Source organism: Amycolatopsis eburnea, assembly GCF_003937945.1.
Taxonomy (GTDB): Bacteria; Actinomycetota; Actinomycetes; order Mycobacteriales; family Pseudonocardiaceae; genus Amycolatopsis; species Amycolatopsis eburnea.
This window is the reverse complement of sequence record NZ_RSEC01000059.1, coordinates 605,250-623,811: the sequence shown is the minus strand read 5'-3', so window position 1 is coordinate 623,811 and position 18,562 is coordinate 605,250. Positions and strand designations below refer to the sequence as shown.

Here is an 18,562-nt window from a genome sequence, read left to right as displayed (position 1 = left end):
CAATGCCGGCACAGCAGATCAACGGCGACACCGAGGCGATGAGCGCGTACGCCGGGCAGCTCACCGCGCCCGCGATGCCGCCTTCCCTGGCCCGGCTCGGCACGCCGCCGAACCTGACCGGGCTGTTCGAGGGCATCGCGATGTCGGTGCTCGACAAGGCGGCCACCGCCGCGATGGCCGCGCTGCTGACCAAGGTCACCGAAGACATGGTCACCGACAGCACGAAGGTCAAGGCCGCCGCCGCGGGCTACACCGCGGCCGACGTCGCCAGCGCGCTGACGCTCGCGACGTCGGCGACCAAGGTCATCAAGCAGGGCGTCGACCTGTTCAAGAAGACCGCGGGTTCGGTCCCGCAGCCGTCCGAGAAAACCGCCTGAGGAGAGCACCCATGGTCGTGCCCTACAACCTGCTGCCCATCGAACTGCACCGGGACATGGTCCAGGCCGAGCAGGCCAAGGTCTCGGTGCTGCTGGACGCGGCGAAGATGTGGACCGAGTGCCGCGAATGGATCGACGCGGCCAGCACGGAACTCAACACCCGCGTCGGACGGCTCACCCCGGAATGGCAGGACGACGCCGGTCGCGCGCACGAGGAGAAGACCCAGCGATCCCTGGCCGAGCTGAAGATGTGGGGTGAGCGGATCGACGCGGCCCAGCCCGCCGAGACGCTGACCACGCTCGCCTCGTCGATTTCCGAGGCGTACACCGAGGTCATGGCGTGCTACGCGGCCTATTGCGCCGCGGACCTGAACCCGTTGACGGCGCTGCCGGCCAAGATCGCGGCGCAGCAGGCGTCGGCGTTCCGGATGAACGCGCTCGGCGCGCAGTTCGACGTGTCGATGCTGAAGGTCGTCGCGGCGTCCGGCATGCAGTCCCCCGGCGACCTGATGCCGACGCCGAAAGCGGCGGCGGAAGGCAACTCCCCGGCGGACTTCGTCAAGGCCGCCGAGGCAGGGATGAGCGCGTTGACCGAGCTGGAGGGGCTGGCCGAGTCGGCGGGCGTCGGCAGCGATTCGTCGTTGCCCACGGTGCCCGGGCTGACTGGCCAGGACGGTTCGGCGGGTCCGTCGCTGGCCGGGCTGTCGCCGGTGGCGTCCCTCCCGGTGCCTGGTGCGGCGACGCTCGGCGGCCTGGGTGGCGGTGTGGGCGCGCCGCCGGTGGCGTCGGGCCTGCCGGGCATGTTCGGCGCGGGCGGCCTCGGCGCGATCCCGACGCTGGCCAAGCCGGTCGCCGGGAAGCGCGCGCCCAGCCTGGCGTCGGAAGTCCGCCCCGGCACCGCGACCCCGGCCGCGGCGAAGCCGGCGGCGTCCGCGATGCCGCCGATGATGCCACCGCACAGCGGCCAAGGCGCGACGGCCGGCACGTTGCGCCCGGGCTCGCCCGAGCAGCCCACCGGCCGAGCCGGCGGCGGCCGCCGCTCCGCCGACGCGACCGACGGCGTACCCGCCAAGCTGCGCGGCCGGTCGGCCAACGGCGACGCGGGCTTCACCCTCCCCCGCGGCCGCCGTGCCGGGGAGACCGACGGCGATTCGGTTCAGCTCCTCGACGAGGAACTCTGGCAGCCCGGCCGCTGACCCGCGGTGCCCTGCCGCAGCGAGAACCCAATGCCGTTAAGGCCACCTTACGGGCGTCTGACGCCCGTAAGGTGGCCTTAACGGCAGGCGGTCGAACCCGACCAAACACTCACGACCAGCCATGGTGCCTAAGATCAGCCGATGACCTACCCCCACGCCGACCCGAGCCGGTTCGACGGCCTGCTGCCGCACGTCGAACGCCACCTCGGGCCGGTTACGCACGGGCAAGGCCCGGAGCTGCCCGAAGGCGGCAACCGCGGGTTCGCCATCGGCTTCCACGCGCACCCGCGGCTGCGGATGATCTCCGCGGCGACCACCGGTGTGCGGTTCCAGCGGGTCGACGCGCCGCTGCCGCAGGAGTACGTCGTCTCCGCCGGGCCCGAGCACGAAGAGGAAGCCGGGTACCTGGCGCACGTCATCGCGAGCGGCGTGATCGAACGGGCGCGCGGCTACCCCTACGGCGGTGGCTACCTCAACGCCGAGCCGCTCATCCCCGGCACCGGCATCGCGTTCCTGCTCGCCGCCGGGCACCCGTTCGCCGACGCGGAGTTCGACCTCTACCGCGACGAGCAGGGCGAGCCCGCGCTCCAGCTGGTCACCCTGCTTCCCTGCACCAGTGCGGAATTCGAGTTCGTGCACGCCCACGACGACGACCCCGAAGCGCTCTTCGAGCGCTGGCGGGACCGCGACACCGACATCCTCGACCTCTACCGGGCTTCGGCGGTCTGACGGCGGTCAGCCGCCCACCGCCTGGTTGCGGGCCGCGGCCGGGTCCAGGCCCGGGCCTTCCGGCAGCCGGGCGACCAGGCCGGCCGGCAGCCGCAGCACGCGGTCCGTCGGGTAGCCCAGCATCTTCAGCACTTCGGGCGCCGACAGCGCGTAACGGCGGCCCATGTCGGTCACCAACGTCAGCGTGCCCGACGGTGCCTGCGCCGACGGCATCGCCTCGACCACCGCCGCGCTGCCCGGCGGGACGTACACCCGGTCCGCCAGCGGGGTTCCGGCCGGCGAACGGCGGGCCGTGGCCGCCAGCGCGTCCGCCGGGGGCAGCGCCGGGTCGACCGTCAGGTCCGGGGACGACGCGCCCGGCTCGAAGGTCGCGCACACCGTCGCCTCCCGGTCGCCCGGGCGCGCGATCGGCGGGCGGACGGCCGGCGCCGCGCCCTCGGCGTCGTCGGGCGGGTCGAGGCGGCGGGACGTCGTGGCCAGCGACGGCGGCAGCGTGACCGCCACCGGGTCGCCGCCGGGGTAGGCGGCCGGTGTCTGGGCGGCCGCGCGCTGGATGTCGTACTGCAGCACGGAAATCGGGCGCAGGACGTCCCGCTCGGCCAGGTAGTACTGCTCGCCGCCGCCGGAGGGCCGGACCACCAGCAGCATGCCGGCGCGCAGGTCGGTCCGGCCGGGCACCGCCGTCGACGGCTCGCCCGGGTGCGCCACCGGGATCGGGCCGATCGGGGCGCCTTCCGGCAGGACGTCCAGCCACGGCCGGCCCACCCGGGCCCACGGCTCGGCGGTCAGCGCGAGGCCGGTGCCGACCGCGGCGTAGTCCTCGATGCGGTGCCGGTGGCCGCGCCAGACCAGGTAGCGGTCGCCGGTCGTCACCAGTTCGACCAGCAGCGCGCGGTCGCCCAGCGCCGCGCCGCCCGCCGGAGCGGCGCCGGCCAGCAGCACCGACTCCTCGATCCGGGTGCCCGCCAGGTCGCTGGCCGGCGCCGAGCACAGCGACCACGAGCCGGTCAGCAGCCGGGCGGGCGCGGGCAGCGCGTCGGGGGCGTCGGGGATGCCGAGCCGCGGCCCGCGCGGGACGCCGGCAAGGGATTCCCGCGACACCTGCTCGGTGGCGCGGTGGTCGCCGAGCAGCAGCAGCGCGGACGCGTAGTTGGCCACCGGGTGCAGCCGCCCGTCGAGGTAGACGTACCGGGTGCCGGTCTCCTTCTCCACGATGACCGCGGAATCCTGGCGCCACGCGGTGTTCCCGCCCGGCACGATCAGCCCGTACACCCCGGCGCCGGCCAGCGAGACGATGCCGAGCGCGATCCCGGCGAACGTCGCGCTCCCGGTGCGCCGGAACGGCGGCTGCTCCGGGTCTGTCTCGCGCGTGACGAGCGCGGACGTCGCCCGCTGGACGAGGAACTGGTACGCCTGCAGCTGGTCGCGTTTGGACGCCACGGGTTCAGCCCCCCAGCCCGCGCACGAGCGCGTACAGGCCGAGCACCCAGCACACCACCGGCACGATCGCGACCACCAGCAGGATCTCGGCGTACTCGGCGAACCGGCCGAGGTACGGGTTCGCGCGCCGGGTGCTCAGCAGGACACCAGCGGCGACCGAGCCGGCCGCCACGGCGAGCGCCAGCGGCGCGGCGGGCAGCAGCGCGCCGCCCGCCATCAGCGGTCCGGCCGCGAGGCACCCGAGGCCGGACATCCCCGCCAGCAGCAGGGGGACCCGTTGCCGCAGGATCGGGTACAGCCTCGCGCGCATCAGGAAACCCAGTGCCAGCAGCGAAACCAGCACGACCGGGGCGGTGCCGCCGGCGCGCACCAGCACGATCTGGCAGTACAGCACCACCGCCGACGTCCCGGCCAGCAGGCCGGTGAGGAGCCCGTCGGCCCGGGCCACGGCGCTGTGCACGAGCGGGAGCGGTGGCTGCGGCTCGTCGCGGACCAGGTCCGCGGTACTGCGCGGCAGCACCGGCATCGGGACGCGGGCGAGGCGCAGGACCAGCGGGGCGAACGTGCCGGACAGCGCCAGCAGGCCGCCGCCGACCACCGCCGCGGCGCGGTACCCGGCGAGGTCGTCGAGCGTGGCGAGCCAGCCGCCGAGCACGGCGAGCAGCCCGGCCGTGGCCGCCGCGGTGAACAACGCCGGCGCCGCGGCCACGCCGAGCCGTCCGGCCAGCGCGGCCGCCAGCACCGCGGCACCGGCGAGCACGAGGTGTCCCGCGGACAGCCCGGTGACCGGCGCGTCGCCCGCGAGCACCAGCCCGCCACCGGCGAAGGCGTAGGGCAGCGCGGACGCGGCCAGCACCGCGCCGGCGGCAGCGTCCCGCACCGCGCGTGCGAGCACCACCCCGCCGGTCAGCAGCAGGACGGCCGCGGTGAGCGCCCACAGCGCGGGCCCGGGCCACGGCGGCCCGGCGCGCAGCACCGCGACCAGCCCGAGCAGCAGGGCCGCGGCGCCGGCGGCCAGCCCGGCCACCCGGGTGTGCCGCGGGCCCCAGGCGCGGCCGGTCCGGCCGGAGCCGGTGGCGATCGCGTCGACCAGGTCGTCGTACTCCAGCTCGGGCCAGTCGGTGCGCCGCGGGGTCAGGTGCAGGACCTCGCCGTCGCGCACCCGGTGCGCGCCGAGGGTCCGGTCGAGGTCGAACGCCGTCCCGTCGGCCCGGCGCAACGACCAGCCGCCGCCGGGGACGCCGTCGTCGGCGAGCCCTTCGCCGGCGCGGGCGAGCAGCCCCGGCAGGATCTCCGCGACGGCGGCGTGTTCCGGCAGCGCGATGTCGATGCGCCGGTGCGGGGTGGCGACGGTGAGCCTGACGAGGCCGGCGGTCTGCATGGTGACCAGGCTCGGCCACCGCGCGCGCGAATGGGCGGCGACGGCCGGAACCTGCCGTCCGAAACGGCCCCCCGCACGGCTTTCGTGCGGGAGAATGGCGGCATGAGCATCGAGCACGCCGCCGTCGACCTGCTCGCCACCGGCCCGATCGCCACGGTCTACGCGAACCGGGCCACCGGCGAGGCGGTCAAGGTGTTCCCGGGCCCGTTCGACCGCGACACCCTGGCCGGGCTCGAGCGCGAACGCAAGGCGCTGGCCGCCACCGGGCCGGCGCCGTCGATCCTGCCGGCGCTGGGCGTGACCGACGTCCCGGGCGGCCGCGCGGGCGTCCGGATGGAGCTGTGCCGCGGTTCGCTGGCCGGGCTGCTCGCGTCCGGCGTCCGCCTGCCCGCCGACGCCGTGCTCGCGCTGGGGACGGCGATCGCTTCGGCGCTGGCCGCGGCCCACGCGGCGGGCGTCCTGCACGGCGGGGTGACGCCGGACAACGTGCTTTACCGCGCTTCGGGCGAGTTCGTCCTCGCCGACTTCGGGCAGACGCTGCGTCGCCGGTTCCCGCGCGATCCGGTGCACGCGGTGGAGTACACCGCCCCGGAAACCCTGCGCGACGACACGCTTTCGCCCGCGTCCGACCGCTACGGACTGGGCGCGGTGCTGTACCACGCGCTGACCGGGGCGCCGCCGTTCCCGCGCCGGACCGGGCAGCAGCCCGGCGAGCGGATCCTGCAGGTGCTGCGGGAACCGGCCGCCCCGATCCGCGGCGCGGACGTCCCACCCGGACTGTCCGATGTGGTCGGCCGGCTGCTGGCCAAGGACCCGGACGACCGGCCGGCGGACGTCGTGACGCTGCTGGAAAACCTCCGTGACGGCGTCGCACCACCGGTTCCCGCCGCGGAACCCGTGCTGCCCGAATCCGAGCCGGAGCCGGCCGCCGACGTCGATTTCGACGACTTCGCCGAGGAACCCCGGCCCGCCGCGTCCGCGCCGGCCCCGCTTCCCCCGAGCGGGCGCACGCTGATCCGCACGTTCGGCGGCCCGCCGCAGCGCCCGGCGTCGCCCACCCGGCGCCGCACGGCGGTGTCCGCGGGCGCGGCGGTCGTCGTCGCGGGCCTGGCCGTGCTGCCGTTCTTCACCGGGCCGGAGGAGGTGACCGGGCACGCGCTCCCGATCGCGCCGGTCGCGCAGCCGGCCACCACGCCGACGGCCCCGGACGTCCACCTGTCCCTGGCCCAGCCCGCCGACCTCGGCGACCGCGTCCGGCTGACCTGGCAGGCCGACGGCGACCTCGACTTCGCCGTGGTGGTGGCGGGCGAGCGGATCGACACGATGGTGCTGGTGGCGCACCGCCAGCGCGCGATGGAGGTGCCGATCGACCCGGCCCGCCGCTACTGCTTCCAGATCCGGGCGACGGACGGGCGCAACGTGTACACGAGCACCCCGATCCCGATCCGCGGCGGCCACTGCACCCAGTAACCACCGCGCAGGACAAGCGCCCCAATGTGGCCTTGGTTGCGTCTCACGCACCCAAGGTGGCCTTCGGTGCGTCTGACGCACCGAAGGCCGCCTTGGGGCGCTGGCGAGGTGACAACAGCGGGCGGTGTCAGGGGCGGCGGCGGGTGGGTGGCAGGAGCGTGCGCGGGTCCAGTGCCGCGCGCAGGCGGGTCGTCCAGGGGCGCGTCGCCAGGCTCCGGCGCAGCTCCCCCACCTCCTGCCAGGCCCGGCTGACCGCCCCCTCCGTCACCGGGACGCCGGACCACAGCGCCATGTCGACCACCTTGCCCAGCCGCGTGATCGGCTCGCGCGTACCCTCGCCCGCCAGCTCGGCGAGGTCGCGCGGGGTCATCCCGACGCGGTAGGGCACGCCGTCCGCGCGGAGCCGGTCGCGGGCCTCCGCCCACGCGCCGATGACGCCGTCCGCGCCTGTCGAGCGGCGACGGCGGCGGGCGCGGATCCCCTTCGCCAGCGGTACTCCCCAGAGCCAGCAGGCGAGCAGCGCGCCCACGACGATCGCGGCCACCACGCCCCAGCGGATCGTCCCGCCGGTGGCGTCCGAAGCGTCGTCGGCTTCCTGGTGGTTCGGCGGCAGCTGCGGCGGCCGCAGCTGTTGCTCCGGCGGCAGCTGCTGCCGGGCCAGCGCGGTCGCCTTCGCGAGGCCGGTCTGCTGACCGGTCTTGGCCGCGGCCGCCGTCGGGTCGAGCGGCACCCAGCCGACGCCGTCGACGGCCACCTCGGGCCACGCCAGGACGTCGCGGTTGCGCACCACCCGGAAGTCACCGTCCACTTCGGACGATCCGCTGAAGCCGACCACCAGCCGCGCCGGGATGCCGGTCAGCCGGGCGAGGGCGACGTAGGACGCGGCGAACTGCTCGCTCGTGCCGCGCCGCGTGTCGAGCAGGAAGCGCCGCAGCTGCGGCCAGCCGTGCCCGGTCGGCAGGTCGGTGCCGACGGCGACCTGGTAGTTGGTGCTGAGGAACCGTTCGAGCTGCAGCGCCGACTGGAACGTCGGGCGCAGGCCGTGCACGGCGTCCCTGGCCAGCTGCTCGACGTCCGGGGGCACTTGGCCGAGGTCGCCGAGCCCGCCCTCGGCCTTCGCGTCGACCTCCGCGCCCTCGAGCCGGGCGGCGTCGACGTCCGGCGACGACCAGGTGAGCCGGTACCGCGGGTCCGCGGCGGGCGGGTCGAGCAGCAGCGCGCCCGCCGTCTGGTCGACGAGCGGGTCGACGCCGGTCACCCCGGTCGGCACCGGCTGGCTCGGCAGCCACGGCCCGGGCAGCCCGGTCACCCGCACGTCGGCGGTGCGCGTGGTGCCACCGGACGCGCTGCCGAGGTGCTGGCCGAGCCGGCGCAGCCGCAGGTCGGTGGACCAGTTGGCGCCGTCGAAGCCGTCGAGGACGGCGAGCCGCCAGCGGTCGACCGGCGCGTCGCCGCGGTAGCGGAAGACTTCCGCGCCGGGCCGGGCGATCCGCTCGCCGATCTGGTCCAGCGGGTTGCCGAGCCCGTGCTGCGCCAGCGGCGCGACCTGCCGGTCGGTGAGCCGGGCCGGGTCGCGCCCGGCCGGGTCGAGCACACCGAGCGCCACGGCCCCGGCGAGCAGCCCGGCGACCGTCGAAACCACGAGCCAGCCCCGAGGCCGCGACGACAGCGCCAGCGCCGCGACGCCCGCGTAGAGCACGGCCGCCCCGATCGCGGCCGGACCGGACAAAGGTTGGTACGCCTGGGAAAGCGCGGCGACGAGCACACCCGGCAGCAACGCCGGTAGCGGCTTTCGCAACCGCAGCAGCACTTCCAGGCCGATCACCGACGCGAGCAGCACGGCGAGCGGGACGAACAGCAGCTGCTCGGGAACCGGCCGGGCCGGCCAGGTGGACTGCAGGGTCAGCAGCCAGCCCTCGGTCGCCCCGCGCACCAGGACGGCGAGCGAGCCGCCGGTCGGCAGGCCCGCGAGGGTGGTCGGGAAGGCGACGGCCTCGACGAGCCCGAGAAGTCCGGCCACCAGCACCAGAAGTGGCCGGTACGGCGCGGTTTTCGGCCACCGCGCGGAGAGTTCGGCGCAGGCGTACGCGAGCACCACGACGACGAGGACCGGCACGAACACCGCGGTGAACCCGAACACCGGCGTGAACAGCAGCCCCGCCACGGCGCCCGAGCCGAGCACCCCGGCGACGGCCACCCGGTCGACTCCGGCCGCGACCCTCGTCCCGCGGGGGTGGCGGCGGCCCCTGCGCGCCGCCACCCCGCCACCGGGCCGTTCCACCCGGCCCCGCCGCCCCACCGCCACGCCGCCCCCACGACGGCGCCCGGTGTCCACGACGCGATCCACCCCCGTGGTCACCCCGCCTCCACAACCTGATCGAGTCCCGCTGTCATGCCGCACCCCTCACCGGATCGCCGGACCCGGTGCGCTTGGCGCGCGGGAACCGATGCCGCGCCCACCGCGGCACGCCGCCCCGGGCGTCCACAGCTCGATCGAGCCCCGCCGCACCCCTCGCACGCCGCTGCACCCCGCCGCCACCCTGGCGTCCGGGTGCCACCGATCCGCAGCCACACCCCTTCGCAACCCGCTGCACCCCGCGACCCTCGGCAGCCGACTGCCGCCGACTCGTCGCCACGCCTCTTGCAGGCTGCGCCACCCACGGCACCCCGCCGCCCCTCGCAAGCCGCCGCCCGGCCGGATCCCGCCGCGCCGCTCGAAAAACCAGCCCTCACGCCGCCCCCGTCATCAGCGCGTTCCACCGCGCGGCGGCGTCAGCCGCGTCCACCGCCGTGATCTGGCCCGCCCCGGCCGCGGCCGATGGCGGTGAACCGAGGCGGATCACCGTGTCCGGGTGCCAGCGGCGGGCCGGGCCCAGATCCGCGTCCGGGCCCGTCACCACCACGACCACCCCGCCCGGACGACGGCCCGCCGCCAGCGGGGACGGCAGCAGCGGGGCGTCGTCCGCCGCGTCCTGCGTGACCAGGCACAGCTCGTCCAGCACCACCCGCGCCACCCGCAAGCCGCTGTCCACCGGGGTGTCCGTGCCCGTCGTCGTGATCAGGCGGCAGTGCTGGCCCGCCGTCGCCGACGCGAACAGCAGGGACGCCACCACCTCGACCGCTTCCTCGAACGCCGCCGCGGTCAGCGATCGGGGCCGCGTGTCGAGCACGACCGTGCACCGCAGCTGCGCCGGGTCCGCGTACTCGCGCACCATGAGCCGCCCGGTGCGGGCGGAGGCTTTCCAGTGCAGGTGGCGGACTTCGTCGCCGAGGACGTACTGCCGGACCGCGCGCAGGTCCGCCGAGCCGCGCAGCGGGGGATCCGTGATCGGGCCGTCGTGGTGGTGCCGCGGGTGGCCGGCCCGCGCCGGGCGCACCGCGTGCCGCCGCGGGTGCACCCACAGGCTCGCCGTGCCGCCGACGGTCCGCTCGCCGCGCGCGAGGCCGAACAGGTCGGGCCGGTCGAGCGCGAGCGGACCCACCTCGAGCCGGCCGCGCCGGGTGGTGGGCAGCTCGTAGTGGTACGTCGCCGCCGTGCCCGGCGCGAGCGGGCGGACGCGCACCCCGTGCGTCTCGGTGCCCAGGCGGTCGGCCGCCGCGAACCCGCCGTGGCGGCGCGGGCCGGTGTTGCGGACGGTCAGCGACGCCAGCGCGGGTTCGCCGCGTTCGATGCGGTCCGGGAGCACGGTCCGGTCGACCTCGACGTCGGGCCGGAACCGGACGACGGCCACCGCCACGAGCACCGCGCCCAGCGCGATCCCGCCCAGCGCGCGGAAAAGCGCGTACCCCAGGACTTCGCCCGCGGCGTAGAGCACGACGGCGGACGCCAGCACGAAGGCACCGCGGCGGGTGAGCCGCACCGCTACCGCCCCGCCGCGGCCGCCGGCGCGGGCGTCTCGGCCAGCAGCTCGTCCACGACGTCGGCGGTCCGGCGCTGGTTCAGCTCCGCGTCCGGCGTCAGCACCAGCCGGTGCCCGAGCACCGGGTGCGTGACGTCCTTGACGTCGTCGGGGGTCACGAAGTCGCGGCCGTGGGTGGCCGCGAGCGCCTGCGCCGCCCGGATCAGCGCGATGCTGCCGCGCGGGCTCGCGCCGTACCGGACGGCCGGGTGCGTCCGGCTCGCCGTGGCCAGCCGGACCGCGTACGACACGATTTCCGGCGCCAGGTGCGACTTGCGGACCTCGGCGATCACGGCCTGCACGGTGCTGAGGTCGAGCACCGGGCGCAGCTCGTCCGGCGTCACGCCGGCGCAGTCGCCCATCACGACCCGCATTTCGGCGTCGTGGTCCGGGTAGCCGACCGAAAGCCGCATCAGGAACCGGTCGAGCTGCGCCTCGGGCAGCCGGTAGGTGCCCTCCAGCTCGATCGGGTTCTGCGTGGCCACCACGAAGAACGGCCGCGGCACGTCCTGGCTGACCGCGTCGACCGTCACCCGCCGCTCGGCCATCACCTCCAGCAGCGCGGACTGCGTCTTCGGCGTGCCGCGGTTGATTTCGTCGGCCAGCACGACGTTCGCGAAGATCCCGCCGGGGTGGAACTGGAACCGCTCGGCGTTCTGGTGGTACACCATGACGCCGGTGATGTCGCCGGGCAGCAGGTCCGGCGTGAACTGGATGCGGTTCCAGCTCGCGCCGACGCTGCGCGCCAGGCAGCGGGCGAGCGTCGTCTTGCCGAGGCCCGGCACGTCTTCGATGAGCAGGTGCCCCTCGGCGAACAGCGCGGCGACGGCGAGGCGGACGAGCTCGGGCTTGCCCCGCACGACCGCCTGGACGTTGTCCGCGATCAGCTCGTAGGCGGCTTTGGGAGTCGGTGTCACGTTTCCTTCTTCGCCTCGGGTTTTCCGGTTTTCTTGAGCAGGCGGCGCGTTCCGAGCAGCGCGAGCGGCCCGAGCACGACGACGAACGCGGGCGTGCCGTTGAAGTGGTCCGAGCCGGTGCCCGCCGACGTCGTGATGGTGACGTCGATCGGGACCGCGCCGGCCCAGTAGATGTTCGAGATGGTGAGGTTCGTGGTGCCGCTGCACGGCACGGTCGGGGACGAGAGCGTGCCCATCGCGGTCGCCTTGCACTTCGCGGCCGCGCCGTTGCCGTTCGCCGTCACGGTGACGATGATCTGCTGGTCCGGCGCGCCCTTGCCCTGGACGTGGGTGATCTTCACCGTCGGCGGTCCCGCGGGCACGCTCACCGTCTTCCGGCCCGGGCTCCCGGTCAGCGCGGCACCCGAGCCGTACCGGGTGACCGCGCGGACGGTGACCGTGACGGACCCGGAAAGCCCGGTGAACGCCGTCGAGGTGCCGGAAACCTGACGCTCCCCCGCACCGGTCGCGCTCACCAGGTAGTGCACCAGGTCCGCGCCGTGCAGGTCCGGTGCGGACCAGCTCGCCGAGACCTTCCCGCCCGACCCGGTGGTCAGGGTGACCGACGGCGCGCCGGCCGCCTGTCCCGGCGCCGCCGCCTTCGCGCTCGCGCCCGGGCCGCGGCCCGCGGAGTTCTCCGCGGCCACGGTGACCACAGAGGACTTCCCGTTGTCCAGCCCGCTCACGGTGGCGCGCCGCGCCGTCCCGGCGACCGTCGTCGCCCCGCCCGGCCAGGACACGTGGTACGCGGTGATCCGCGCACCGTTGTCCGCCGCGCCCGACCAGCTCACCTTGATCGAGCCGTCCGACGCCGACGCGCTGACGTTGCGCGGCGCGCCCGGCGGCGTCGCCTTCGCGACCGGCGGCGGCGCGGGCCGGGACGGCGGCTGTTGCGGCGGCGGCGCCGAACCGGTGTCGGACTGCTGCGGTGGCGCCGGCGGCGGGGTCGCGGCCTGTTTCTGGGCTTGTTCATCGACGGCCACGTCGGCCACCGAACCGTCTTCGCCGTCGACGACCAGCACGTGCGAGCCGTCGGAGCTGTCGACGTAGACGCGGTCGTCCTGGCCGTGCGCCAGCCGCGGCCGCCCGCCGGGCACCTTCTTGCTGCTCTTGAGGGTGCCGTGGCTGTCGTAGGTCCGGACCTCGTTGCGGGTTTCGTCGACCAGCGCGACGACGTGCGTGGTCGCGACCGGGCCGCTGAACCGGCCGTCCTTGGGCAGGTCGACCGAAACCGGGCGGCCGGCCCGGCCGTCCTTTCCGAGCCCGGTGGTGTCGATCAGGTGCAGCTGGTTGCGGTCCGGGTCGGCGACGGCCAGCCGCCCGTCGACCGACGTGTTGGCCACCAGCGCCGTCGCGGGCAGCTTGACGCCGATCGCGACCGGCTCGCCGAGCCCGTCCTTGCTCACCGGGCTCAGCGTGTCCGCGGTGACGTCCAGGACCACCGGCCGGTCGTCGGCCAGCGCGAGCAGCCCGCTGTGGCCGGCGGGCAGCTGCGCCGGGCAGGTCGGGGTGGCGGCGCCGCGCGGCAGTTCGCACACCGAGCCGGTGTCGATCCGGTACACCCACAGGGTTCCGTCGGTCGTCGCGACGGGCGTGGCGAGCGGGCCGCCGGCCGCGACGGTGGCCACCGGGTCGCCGAGCCGGACGATCCGGCCGGCGTTGCGGTAGACGAGGTACGGTCCGCCCGCGACCTCCAGCACCGACGGCGTTTCCGCGGCGGGCGGCACGATCGAGCTCTCCACGCCCAATGTCGACTTGTCGAACAGGGTGATCCGGGAGCGGTCGACGACGTAGCCGGACCGGCCACCTTGGGCGACCTGGCTGCCCGGCCCGGCGGGCACGCCCGCCCGCGCGTCGACCTGGCCGGCGCCGCCGTCGACGTGCAGCGCGGACTGGAGCGCGTCGCTGTACACCCAGTGGCCGGCCTGGACGTACTCCAGGTCCGACGGCATCGGCGCCCGGCCGGCGACGGCCACCCCGATCAGCGCGAGGCATCCGGCGACGAGGAACGCGAGCACCAGCCGGGTGCGCGCGGCGGCGCCGAGCCCGCGGCTCTTCTTCTCCGTGCCCTCCCCGGCCACGTCGGCATACATGGCGCCGACGCTAGGGCCCGATCATGAAATTTCGATGAAACGCCCTGACCCGCGCCGATGTCATCGAATCCTCAGGTCGGCCCGGAAAACTGGGCCCCCGGACTGGCGGGAAGAGGGGGCGCGATGACGGATCTCGGCGCGGCACAGGCGAACACGCACCGCGGAGCGCCCGCACCCCCGCCCGCGTACCCCGCGGCGGCCCGGCCGGCCGCGTTCGGCACGGTGGCCGGCACGGACGCGGCCTCGCGCGCGGCGGCCCGCGAAGCCGCGCTCGCCGCGTTGTCCGCAGCCCGGCAGCCGTCGCCCGCGGCTCCGGCCCCGGCGCCCACGCCCCCGCCGAGCCCGCCGCGGACTCCCCCGCCAGCGCCCCACCGCGCGGCCGGGCGGCCGCGCACGATCGGCGTCACGCGGATCGTGTGCTGGCAGCTGGTCCTGGTCGCGCTGGTCGCCGCCGCCACCCGGCCGTGGCCGGTGCTCGTCGCGGTGGCGCTCCCGGCCGCGGTGGTCGTGGCGCTGACCGCCGTCCGCGTGCGCGGGCGGTGGCTTTCCACCTGGCTCGTCGTGGGCTCGGACTACGCGCTGCGGGACCGGGCCCGCGACCTGCGCGGCCCGGCCGAAGCGGGCCGGGAGCTGCTGCGCCTGCTCTCGCCCGAAGCGACCGGGACCGCCGGCGACAACGGCTTCCTGCTCAGCCGCGCGGCCGGGATCACCGTGGTGCTGCAACCGAAGTCGGCCGAGCGGGACCTGACGAAGGCGATGCCGTCCCCGGAGTCCCTGCTGCCCCCGCCGCACGAACCGGCGGAGGCCGTCGCGGCGCAGGTCGTCCACCACGCGGGGATCGCACGGGACCGGCCGCCCCGCGTGTGGCTCGCGCTCCAGGCCTTGCGCACCCCCGACGTCCAGCACGACACCGACGTCCAGCGAGCACTCGGCAACACGGTGCGGCGGGTGCTGCGCCGGCTCCGCCGCGACGGCCTGCCCGCGCACGGGCTGACCGAACCGGAGCTGCTGGGCACGCTGGCCTCGCTCGCGCACGTCAACGCCGGACGCGGGCAGGTGCGCGAGGACTGGCGCCACTGGCACAGCGGCCCGATCGCGCAGGCGGCGTTCCGCCTCGACGGCTGGGCGGACCTGCCGCCGGCGGTCGCCCCGCAGCTGCTTCGCTGGCTGCCGGCGAAGATCCCCCGCGCGGCAGTCACGGTGGCGGTCACCGCCCACCGCCCGGCGGGCACGGCACGCGTCCGCACCGAGGCGACGGTCCGCCTCGCGGCCGCCGGTCCGGAGGCCCTCGAAGCCGCGGCCGGTGAGCTGACCCGCGTCGCCGGTGAGTGGGCGTTGTCGGTGGACCGCCTCGACGGGCGGCACGCGCAGGGGGTGGCGGCGACGCTGCCGATCGGCCTCACCGTCCCGTGAAACCCGTTCGCGGCAGCGAGTCCGGGGGTCAGCGAGCACCCAGCGCCCGGAAGCCGTCGGCGTAGGCGCAGAGTTCCGAGCGGTCCAGGTTGGTCTTCGTCTTGAGGCTGGAGACGTGCTTCTCCACCGTCTTCGGCGAAATGTGCAGCCGCCGGGCGATTTCCTGGTTGCCGAGGCGTTCCGACAGCAGGCGCAGGACGTCGAACTCGCGGGTCGTCACGCGGGCTCGCTGCAGCTGCGGTGGCAGGTGCTCGAAGCCGGTCCGGCGTTGCACGACCGGTGCCCCGGCCGACCGCAGCAACGCGCGGCAGGCGCGGGCCGCCGCGGGGACACCGGCGTCGTGGAAGTACTCCTCCGCCGCGCGCAGCCAGCCGACCGGGTCGCCCCAGCCGTCGGCGATGGCCGCTTCGGCGGCGAGGCGGCAGCCGAGGTGGCGGGCCACCGGGAAGGGTTCGGACGCCCGGAGCGCTTCGGCGAAGGCCGCGGTAGCCGCTTCGGCGTCGCCTTGCCGTCCGAGCAGGATCGCCTCGGCGAAGCACGTGAACTGGCGGTTCCAGCGCGGGCGGCTGTCGGGGTGGGACGCCTGCTCGCGCACCTCGCGCAAGGTCACTTCGCCGTCGAGGGCACGCAGGAGCAGCGCCACACCCCGGGGACCGGCCAGCGGGAACGAGCCGGGGAACCGGTCGAGGTAGCCGGCCGCGGCCGTCAGGTCCCGGGCCGCCCGGTCGCGGTCCTCTTCGAGCAGCGCGCAGAACGCCCGTGCCAGGCCGAGGACCAGCGCCATTTCGGCCTGGCCGTCGCCGCCGGCGGCCAGGAAGTCGTCGATCGCGTGCTCCATGGCCCGCCGGTCGCCCTGGTGGGCGGCCGAGACCGCGTGGATCGCGTGCAGGTAGCGCACCAGGTCCACGAGCTGGAACCGCGCCGCGGTGCGGATGTCGTCGCCGAGCAGTTCCGGGGTGCCGTCAAAGGTTCCGCAAAGGACCCGGCCGTAGAACAGGAGGATCGCGTCGGCCATCAGGCCCACGGTGACCGCGCCGGTCTGCCCGGCCTCCTGCCGCGCGAGTTCGAGGACGTGGACGTCGCCGCCGAAGACGATCCGGTGGCCGCCCAGCCGCAGCAGCACGTGCGCGCGCCAAACCGGCAGGCGGTGCCGCTCGGTCAGGGCCCGCGCGCGTTCGTAAAACGCTTCGGCTTCGTCCAGCGACTCTTCGCGGGCCACGCAGGCGAGCGCGAGCAGCGCCTGGCACGCGATGACCGGCTCGTCGTGGCTTTCGGCGTACGCGAGCGCGCGATCGGCCAGCCGGTGCGCCGTCGCGATGCGGTCGGTCCCGTCCAGCTCGACCAGCACGTTCGCGTGCACGGCGTCGATGGCGGCGTGGGACGCGCCCGACGGCGAGCCGCCCGCCAGTTCGCGCGCGGCGGCCACCTCGGCCGCCGCCGTCTCGAACTGGCCGCCGAGGTAGGCGGCCCAGGCCAGGCCGACGTGCAGGGCGATGGCGCGTTCGGACGTGCCCAGCTCGACGAACCGCGGGGCGAACGACGCCGCGACGTCGAACCGCCCGGCTTCGCCCAGGGCGAGGACGAGCGCTTCCAGCACTTCGCCGCGCAGGTCGAGGTCGGGATCGCCGAGCAGCAGGGCATCGGCCTTGGTGAGCAGGTCCACGGCGGTGTCCGCGCCGCCGCGGGCGAAAGCCGCGTTGCCCGCCCGCGCGAAGAGCCGTCCGGCCGCCGGCTCGTCCCCGGCGGCCAGGCGCAGCGAGGCGGCGAGCGGGCACCAGTCGCCGGGCAGCCCGGGGTGCACCGCTTCCACGGCGTCGGCGGCGCGCCCGGCGAGCCGGGCGAGGGTCACCGGGTCGTGCAGCGACCGCAGCGCGTCGACGGTGAGCGCGTGCCGGAAGGAGTACCAGCCGGCGGGCTCGGCTTCGGGCTCGATCAGCTGACCGGCGATGGCCGAGCGGACGAACGCGAGGGTGGTCCGCTCGTCGGCGTCCGCCGCGCGGCAGGCGACCTCGAGCGAGAACCGGAGACCGAGCACGGCGGCGTGGGACAGCACGCTCCGGGCGCCCGGGTCCAGCTGCTCCGCGCGCCGGGCGATGGCCGTGCTCAACGCGGCCGGCACGACCGGGAGCACCTCGGCGATGCGCCAGCGCCCGCCGACTTCGGTGAGCACGTCGTCCCGGACCATCTGGTAGAGCAGTTCTTCGACGGCGAGCGGGTTTCCGGCGCTGAGCCGGAACAGGCAGTCGGCCACCTCGTCCGGTACCGCGGTGCCGAGGCAGCCGTCGGCCATCGCGTGGACGTCCGCCCGGCCGAGCCACGGGAGTTCGAGGACGGTGCAGCGGCCGCGCTGGGCGGCGGCCGAGGCCAGCCCGAGCGTCGACGGCGAGCCGTGCCGCGCCGTCGCCACCACGAGGAGCCGGGTCCCGGTCAGCGAGCCGGCCAGGTAGTCGAGGACGAACAGCGACTCGGCGTCGGCGTCGTGGAGGTCGTCGAGCAGCAGCACGCACCCGTCGTCGCGGCTGACGACGGTGAGCAGCCGCAGGGCCGCTTCGGCGACGGTCAGGGGTGAAAGCTGGTACCCGCGGTGGGTTTCCCGCCACCAGTCCGGCACGAGCGCCCCGAGCGCGGGCAGGTAGGGATCGAGTTCGGCGGTCCGGACGTCCCCGGCCGAGCGCGCGAGCGACAGCAGGGCCTCGGTCAGGAGGCGGTACGGCACCGGCGGCCCGACCGAGCCGCGCCGGCCGCGAAGCACCCGGGCACCCTCGGCCGCCGCGGTTTCGGCGAGTTCGTCGGCCAGCCGGGACTTGCCGATCCCGGCGTCGCCGAGCAGGAGCGCGAACTCGCCGGAGCCGGTCTTGGTCCGCTCCCACGCGTCACGCAGGCGCCGGAGTTCGCGGTGCCTGCCGACCAGCTCCGGTGCCCTCAGCAGCACCGGCGTCGCCTTGCTAGCACTCGCCCCGCGCCGACGGGTTGCCGTCGCAGTAGAGGCTGAGCGTGTCGACGTCCACGCGCGGCTTGCGCCCGGTCAAGGCGGCGTTCCGCTCGCCGGTCGTGCTCACGGCGGGCAACCGCACGTCGCCGATGACCTCGTCCACGCTTTCGAGTTCCACGTCGAGCCCCTCCCCTGGGTACGCGAAGACCTGGTCGCATCTTGCCGGAATCCGTCCTGCTTGGCCAGCACCTGACGGGCCGGGACTACGCCGTTCGGGTCATCGATCGTCCTTGCCGCGGCGGGAATGCGGGGGTGTTTCCCCTACTGCGCCGGGCCCGCGCCCGGCGAAGCTGATCGGCGGAACCGGCACTGGGGGGCCGGTTCCGCACCGTCGATGGGGGGAACGTGCTCGGTCGGCTCCTGCTTTCCCCGGCGACGGCACTGGCCGGGGTTTCCCTGGTGGCCGCGGGAATGCTCACCAGCCCCGCGACCGCGGCGGCCGCCGGGGTGGAGCTGTACACGGCCGAGGTGACGGTGACGAAGGTGGTCGTGTCGCCGGGCCCCACGGGCTCGGCTGTGGTGCGGCTGGTGGTCGTCGTGACTCCGGTGTCCGTCGTGCGCCCGGCGGTCCGGCCCGATCACCGGGACGCGCGCACTGCCGCCACGGGCTGAGGAA

14 protein-coding genes are annotated in these 18,562 nt (G+C 75.6%); 6 read left to right on the top strand and 8 right to left on the bottom strand.

Going from position 1 to position 18,562, the window contains the following annotated elements:
* The first annotated feature begins 2 nt into the window (after positions 1-2).
* The 3 genes from EIY87_RS34985 (at position 3) to EIY87_RS34975 (ending at position 2,302) form a co-directional block, all read left to right on the top strand.
* Positions 3-377 carry a hypothetical protein gene (locus EIY87_RS34985; RefSeq protein WP_125314169.1) on the top strand — a complete coding sequence of 125 codons (375 nt, stop codon included), beginning with the start codon at positions 3-5 and terminating at the stop codon, positions 375-377.
* Between the two features lie 11 nt (positions 378-388).
* Complete coding sequence (locus EIY87_RS34980; protein ID WP_125314168.1) at positions 389-1,573, top strand: hypothetical protein; 1,185 nt, start codon at positions 389-391, stop codon at positions 1,571-1,573.
* Between the two features lie 141 nt (positions 1,574-1,714).
* Positions 1,715-2,302, top strand: a complete 588-nt coding sequence (locus EIY87_RS34975) for a suppressor of fused domain protein (protein WP_125314167.1) — start codon at positions 1,715-1,717, stop codon at positions 2,300-2,302.
* 6 nt (positions 2,303-2,308) lie between these two features.
* On the opposite strand, the gene eccB is transcribed toward EIY87_RS34975, so the two are convergent.
* Together eccB and eccD are read right to left on the bottom strand one after the other, a co-directional pair.
* Positions 2,309-3,742, bottom strand: coding sequence for a type VII secretion protein EccB (gene eccB / locus EIY87_RS34970; RefSeq protein WP_125314166.1), 1,434 nt, complete (start codon positions 3,740-3,742; stop codon positions 2,309-2,311).
* A 4-nt stretch (positions 3,743-3,746) separates the two neighbouring features.
* Positions 3,747-5,123, bottom strand: a complete 1,377-nt coding sequence (gene eccD, locus EIY87_RS34965) for a type VII secretion integral membrane protein EccD (protein ID WP_125314165.1) — start codon at positions 5,121-5,123, stop codon at positions 3,747-3,749.
* A 102-nt stretch (positions 5,124-5,225) separates the two neighbouring features.
* Here eccD and EIY87_RS34960 point away from each other — a divergent pair, with 102 nt between their 5' ends.
* Positions 5,226-6,593, top strand: coding sequence for a serine/threonine protein kinase (locus EIY87_RS34960; protein WP_225440227.1), 1,368 nt, complete (start codon positions 5,226-5,228; stop codon positions 6,591-6,593).
* A gap of 127 nt (positions 6,594-6,720) precedes the next feature.
* Here EIY87_RS34960 and EIY87_RS34955 read toward each other — a convergent pair whose 3' ends face one another.
* The 4 genes from EIY87_RS34955 to EIY87_RS34940 all read right to left on the bottom strand — a co-directional run bounded on the left by EIY87_RS34955 (position 6,721) and on the right by EIY87_RS34940 (position 13,541).
* Positions 6,721-8,952, bottom strand: a complete 2,232-nt coding sequence (locus EIY87_RS34955; protein WP_225440226.1) for a transglutaminase family protein — start codon at positions 8,950-8,952, stop codon at positions 6,721-6,723.
* 370 nt (positions 8,953-9,322) lie between these two features.
* The gene (locus EIY87_RS34950; RefSeq protein WP_125314163.1) at positions 9,323-10,453 is read right to left on the bottom strand and encodes a DUF58 domain-containing protein; all 1,131 of its coding nucleotides are present in this window, start codon (positions 10,451-10,453) and stop codon (positions 9,323-9,325) included.
* A gap of 2 nt (positions 10,454-10,455) precedes the next feature.
* Entirely contained in the window at positions 10,456-11,409 is a 954-nt protein-coding gene (locus EIY87_RS34945) for an AAA family ATPase (protein WP_125314162.1), read from the bottom strand.
* Positions 11,406-13,541 (bottom strand): fibronectin type III domain-containing protein, encoded by a 2,136-nt coding sequence (locus tag EIY87_RS34940; RefSeq protein ID WP_125314161.1) that lies wholly within the window; start codon positions 13,539-13,541, stop codon positions 11,406-11,408. The genes EIY87_RS34945 and EIY87_RS34940 overlap by 4 nt, the downstream gene beginning before the upstream one ends.
* Positions 13,542-13,664: 123 nt before the next feature.
* Between EIY87_RS34940 and EIY87_RS34935 the strand changes: the two genes are divergently transcribed.
* Complete coding sequence (locus EIY87_RS34935; RefSeq protein WP_125314160.1) at positions 13,665-14,954, top strand: type VII secretion protein EccE; 1,290 nt, start codon at positions 13,665-13,667, stop codon at positions 14,952-14,954.
* 28 nt (positions 14,955-14,982) lie between these two features.
* Here the strand turns inward: EIY87_RS34935 and EIY87_RS34930 are convergent, their stop codons facing one another.
* Together EIY87_RS34930 and EIY87_RS47850 are read right to left on the bottom strand one after the other, a co-directional pair.
* The gene (locus EIY87_RS34930; RefSeq protein ID WP_125314159.1) at positions 14,983-17,886 is read right to left on the bottom strand and encodes a helix-turn-helix transcriptional regulator; all 2,904 of its coding nucleotides are present in this window, start codon (positions 17,884-17,886) and stop codon (positions 14,983-14,985) included.
* 13 nt (positions 17,887-17,899) lie between these two features.
* Positions 17,900-18,064, bottom strand: coding sequence for a hypothetical protein (locus tag EIY87_RS47850; protein ID WP_158641419.1), 165 nt, complete (start codon positions 18,062-18,064; stop codon positions 17,900-17,902).
* A 227-nt stretch (positions 18,065-18,291) separates the two neighbouring features.
* Here EIY87_RS47850 and EIY87_RS34925 point away from each other — a divergent pair, with 227 nt between their 5' ends.
* Positions 18,292-18,558 carry a hypothetical protein gene (locus EIY87_RS34925; protein WP_125314158.1) on the top strand — a complete coding sequence of 89 codons (267 nt, stop codon included), beginning with the start codon at positions 18,292-18,294 and terminating at the stop codon, positions 18,556-18,558.
* The last annotated feature ends 4 nt before the right edge of the window (positions 18,559-18,562 follow it).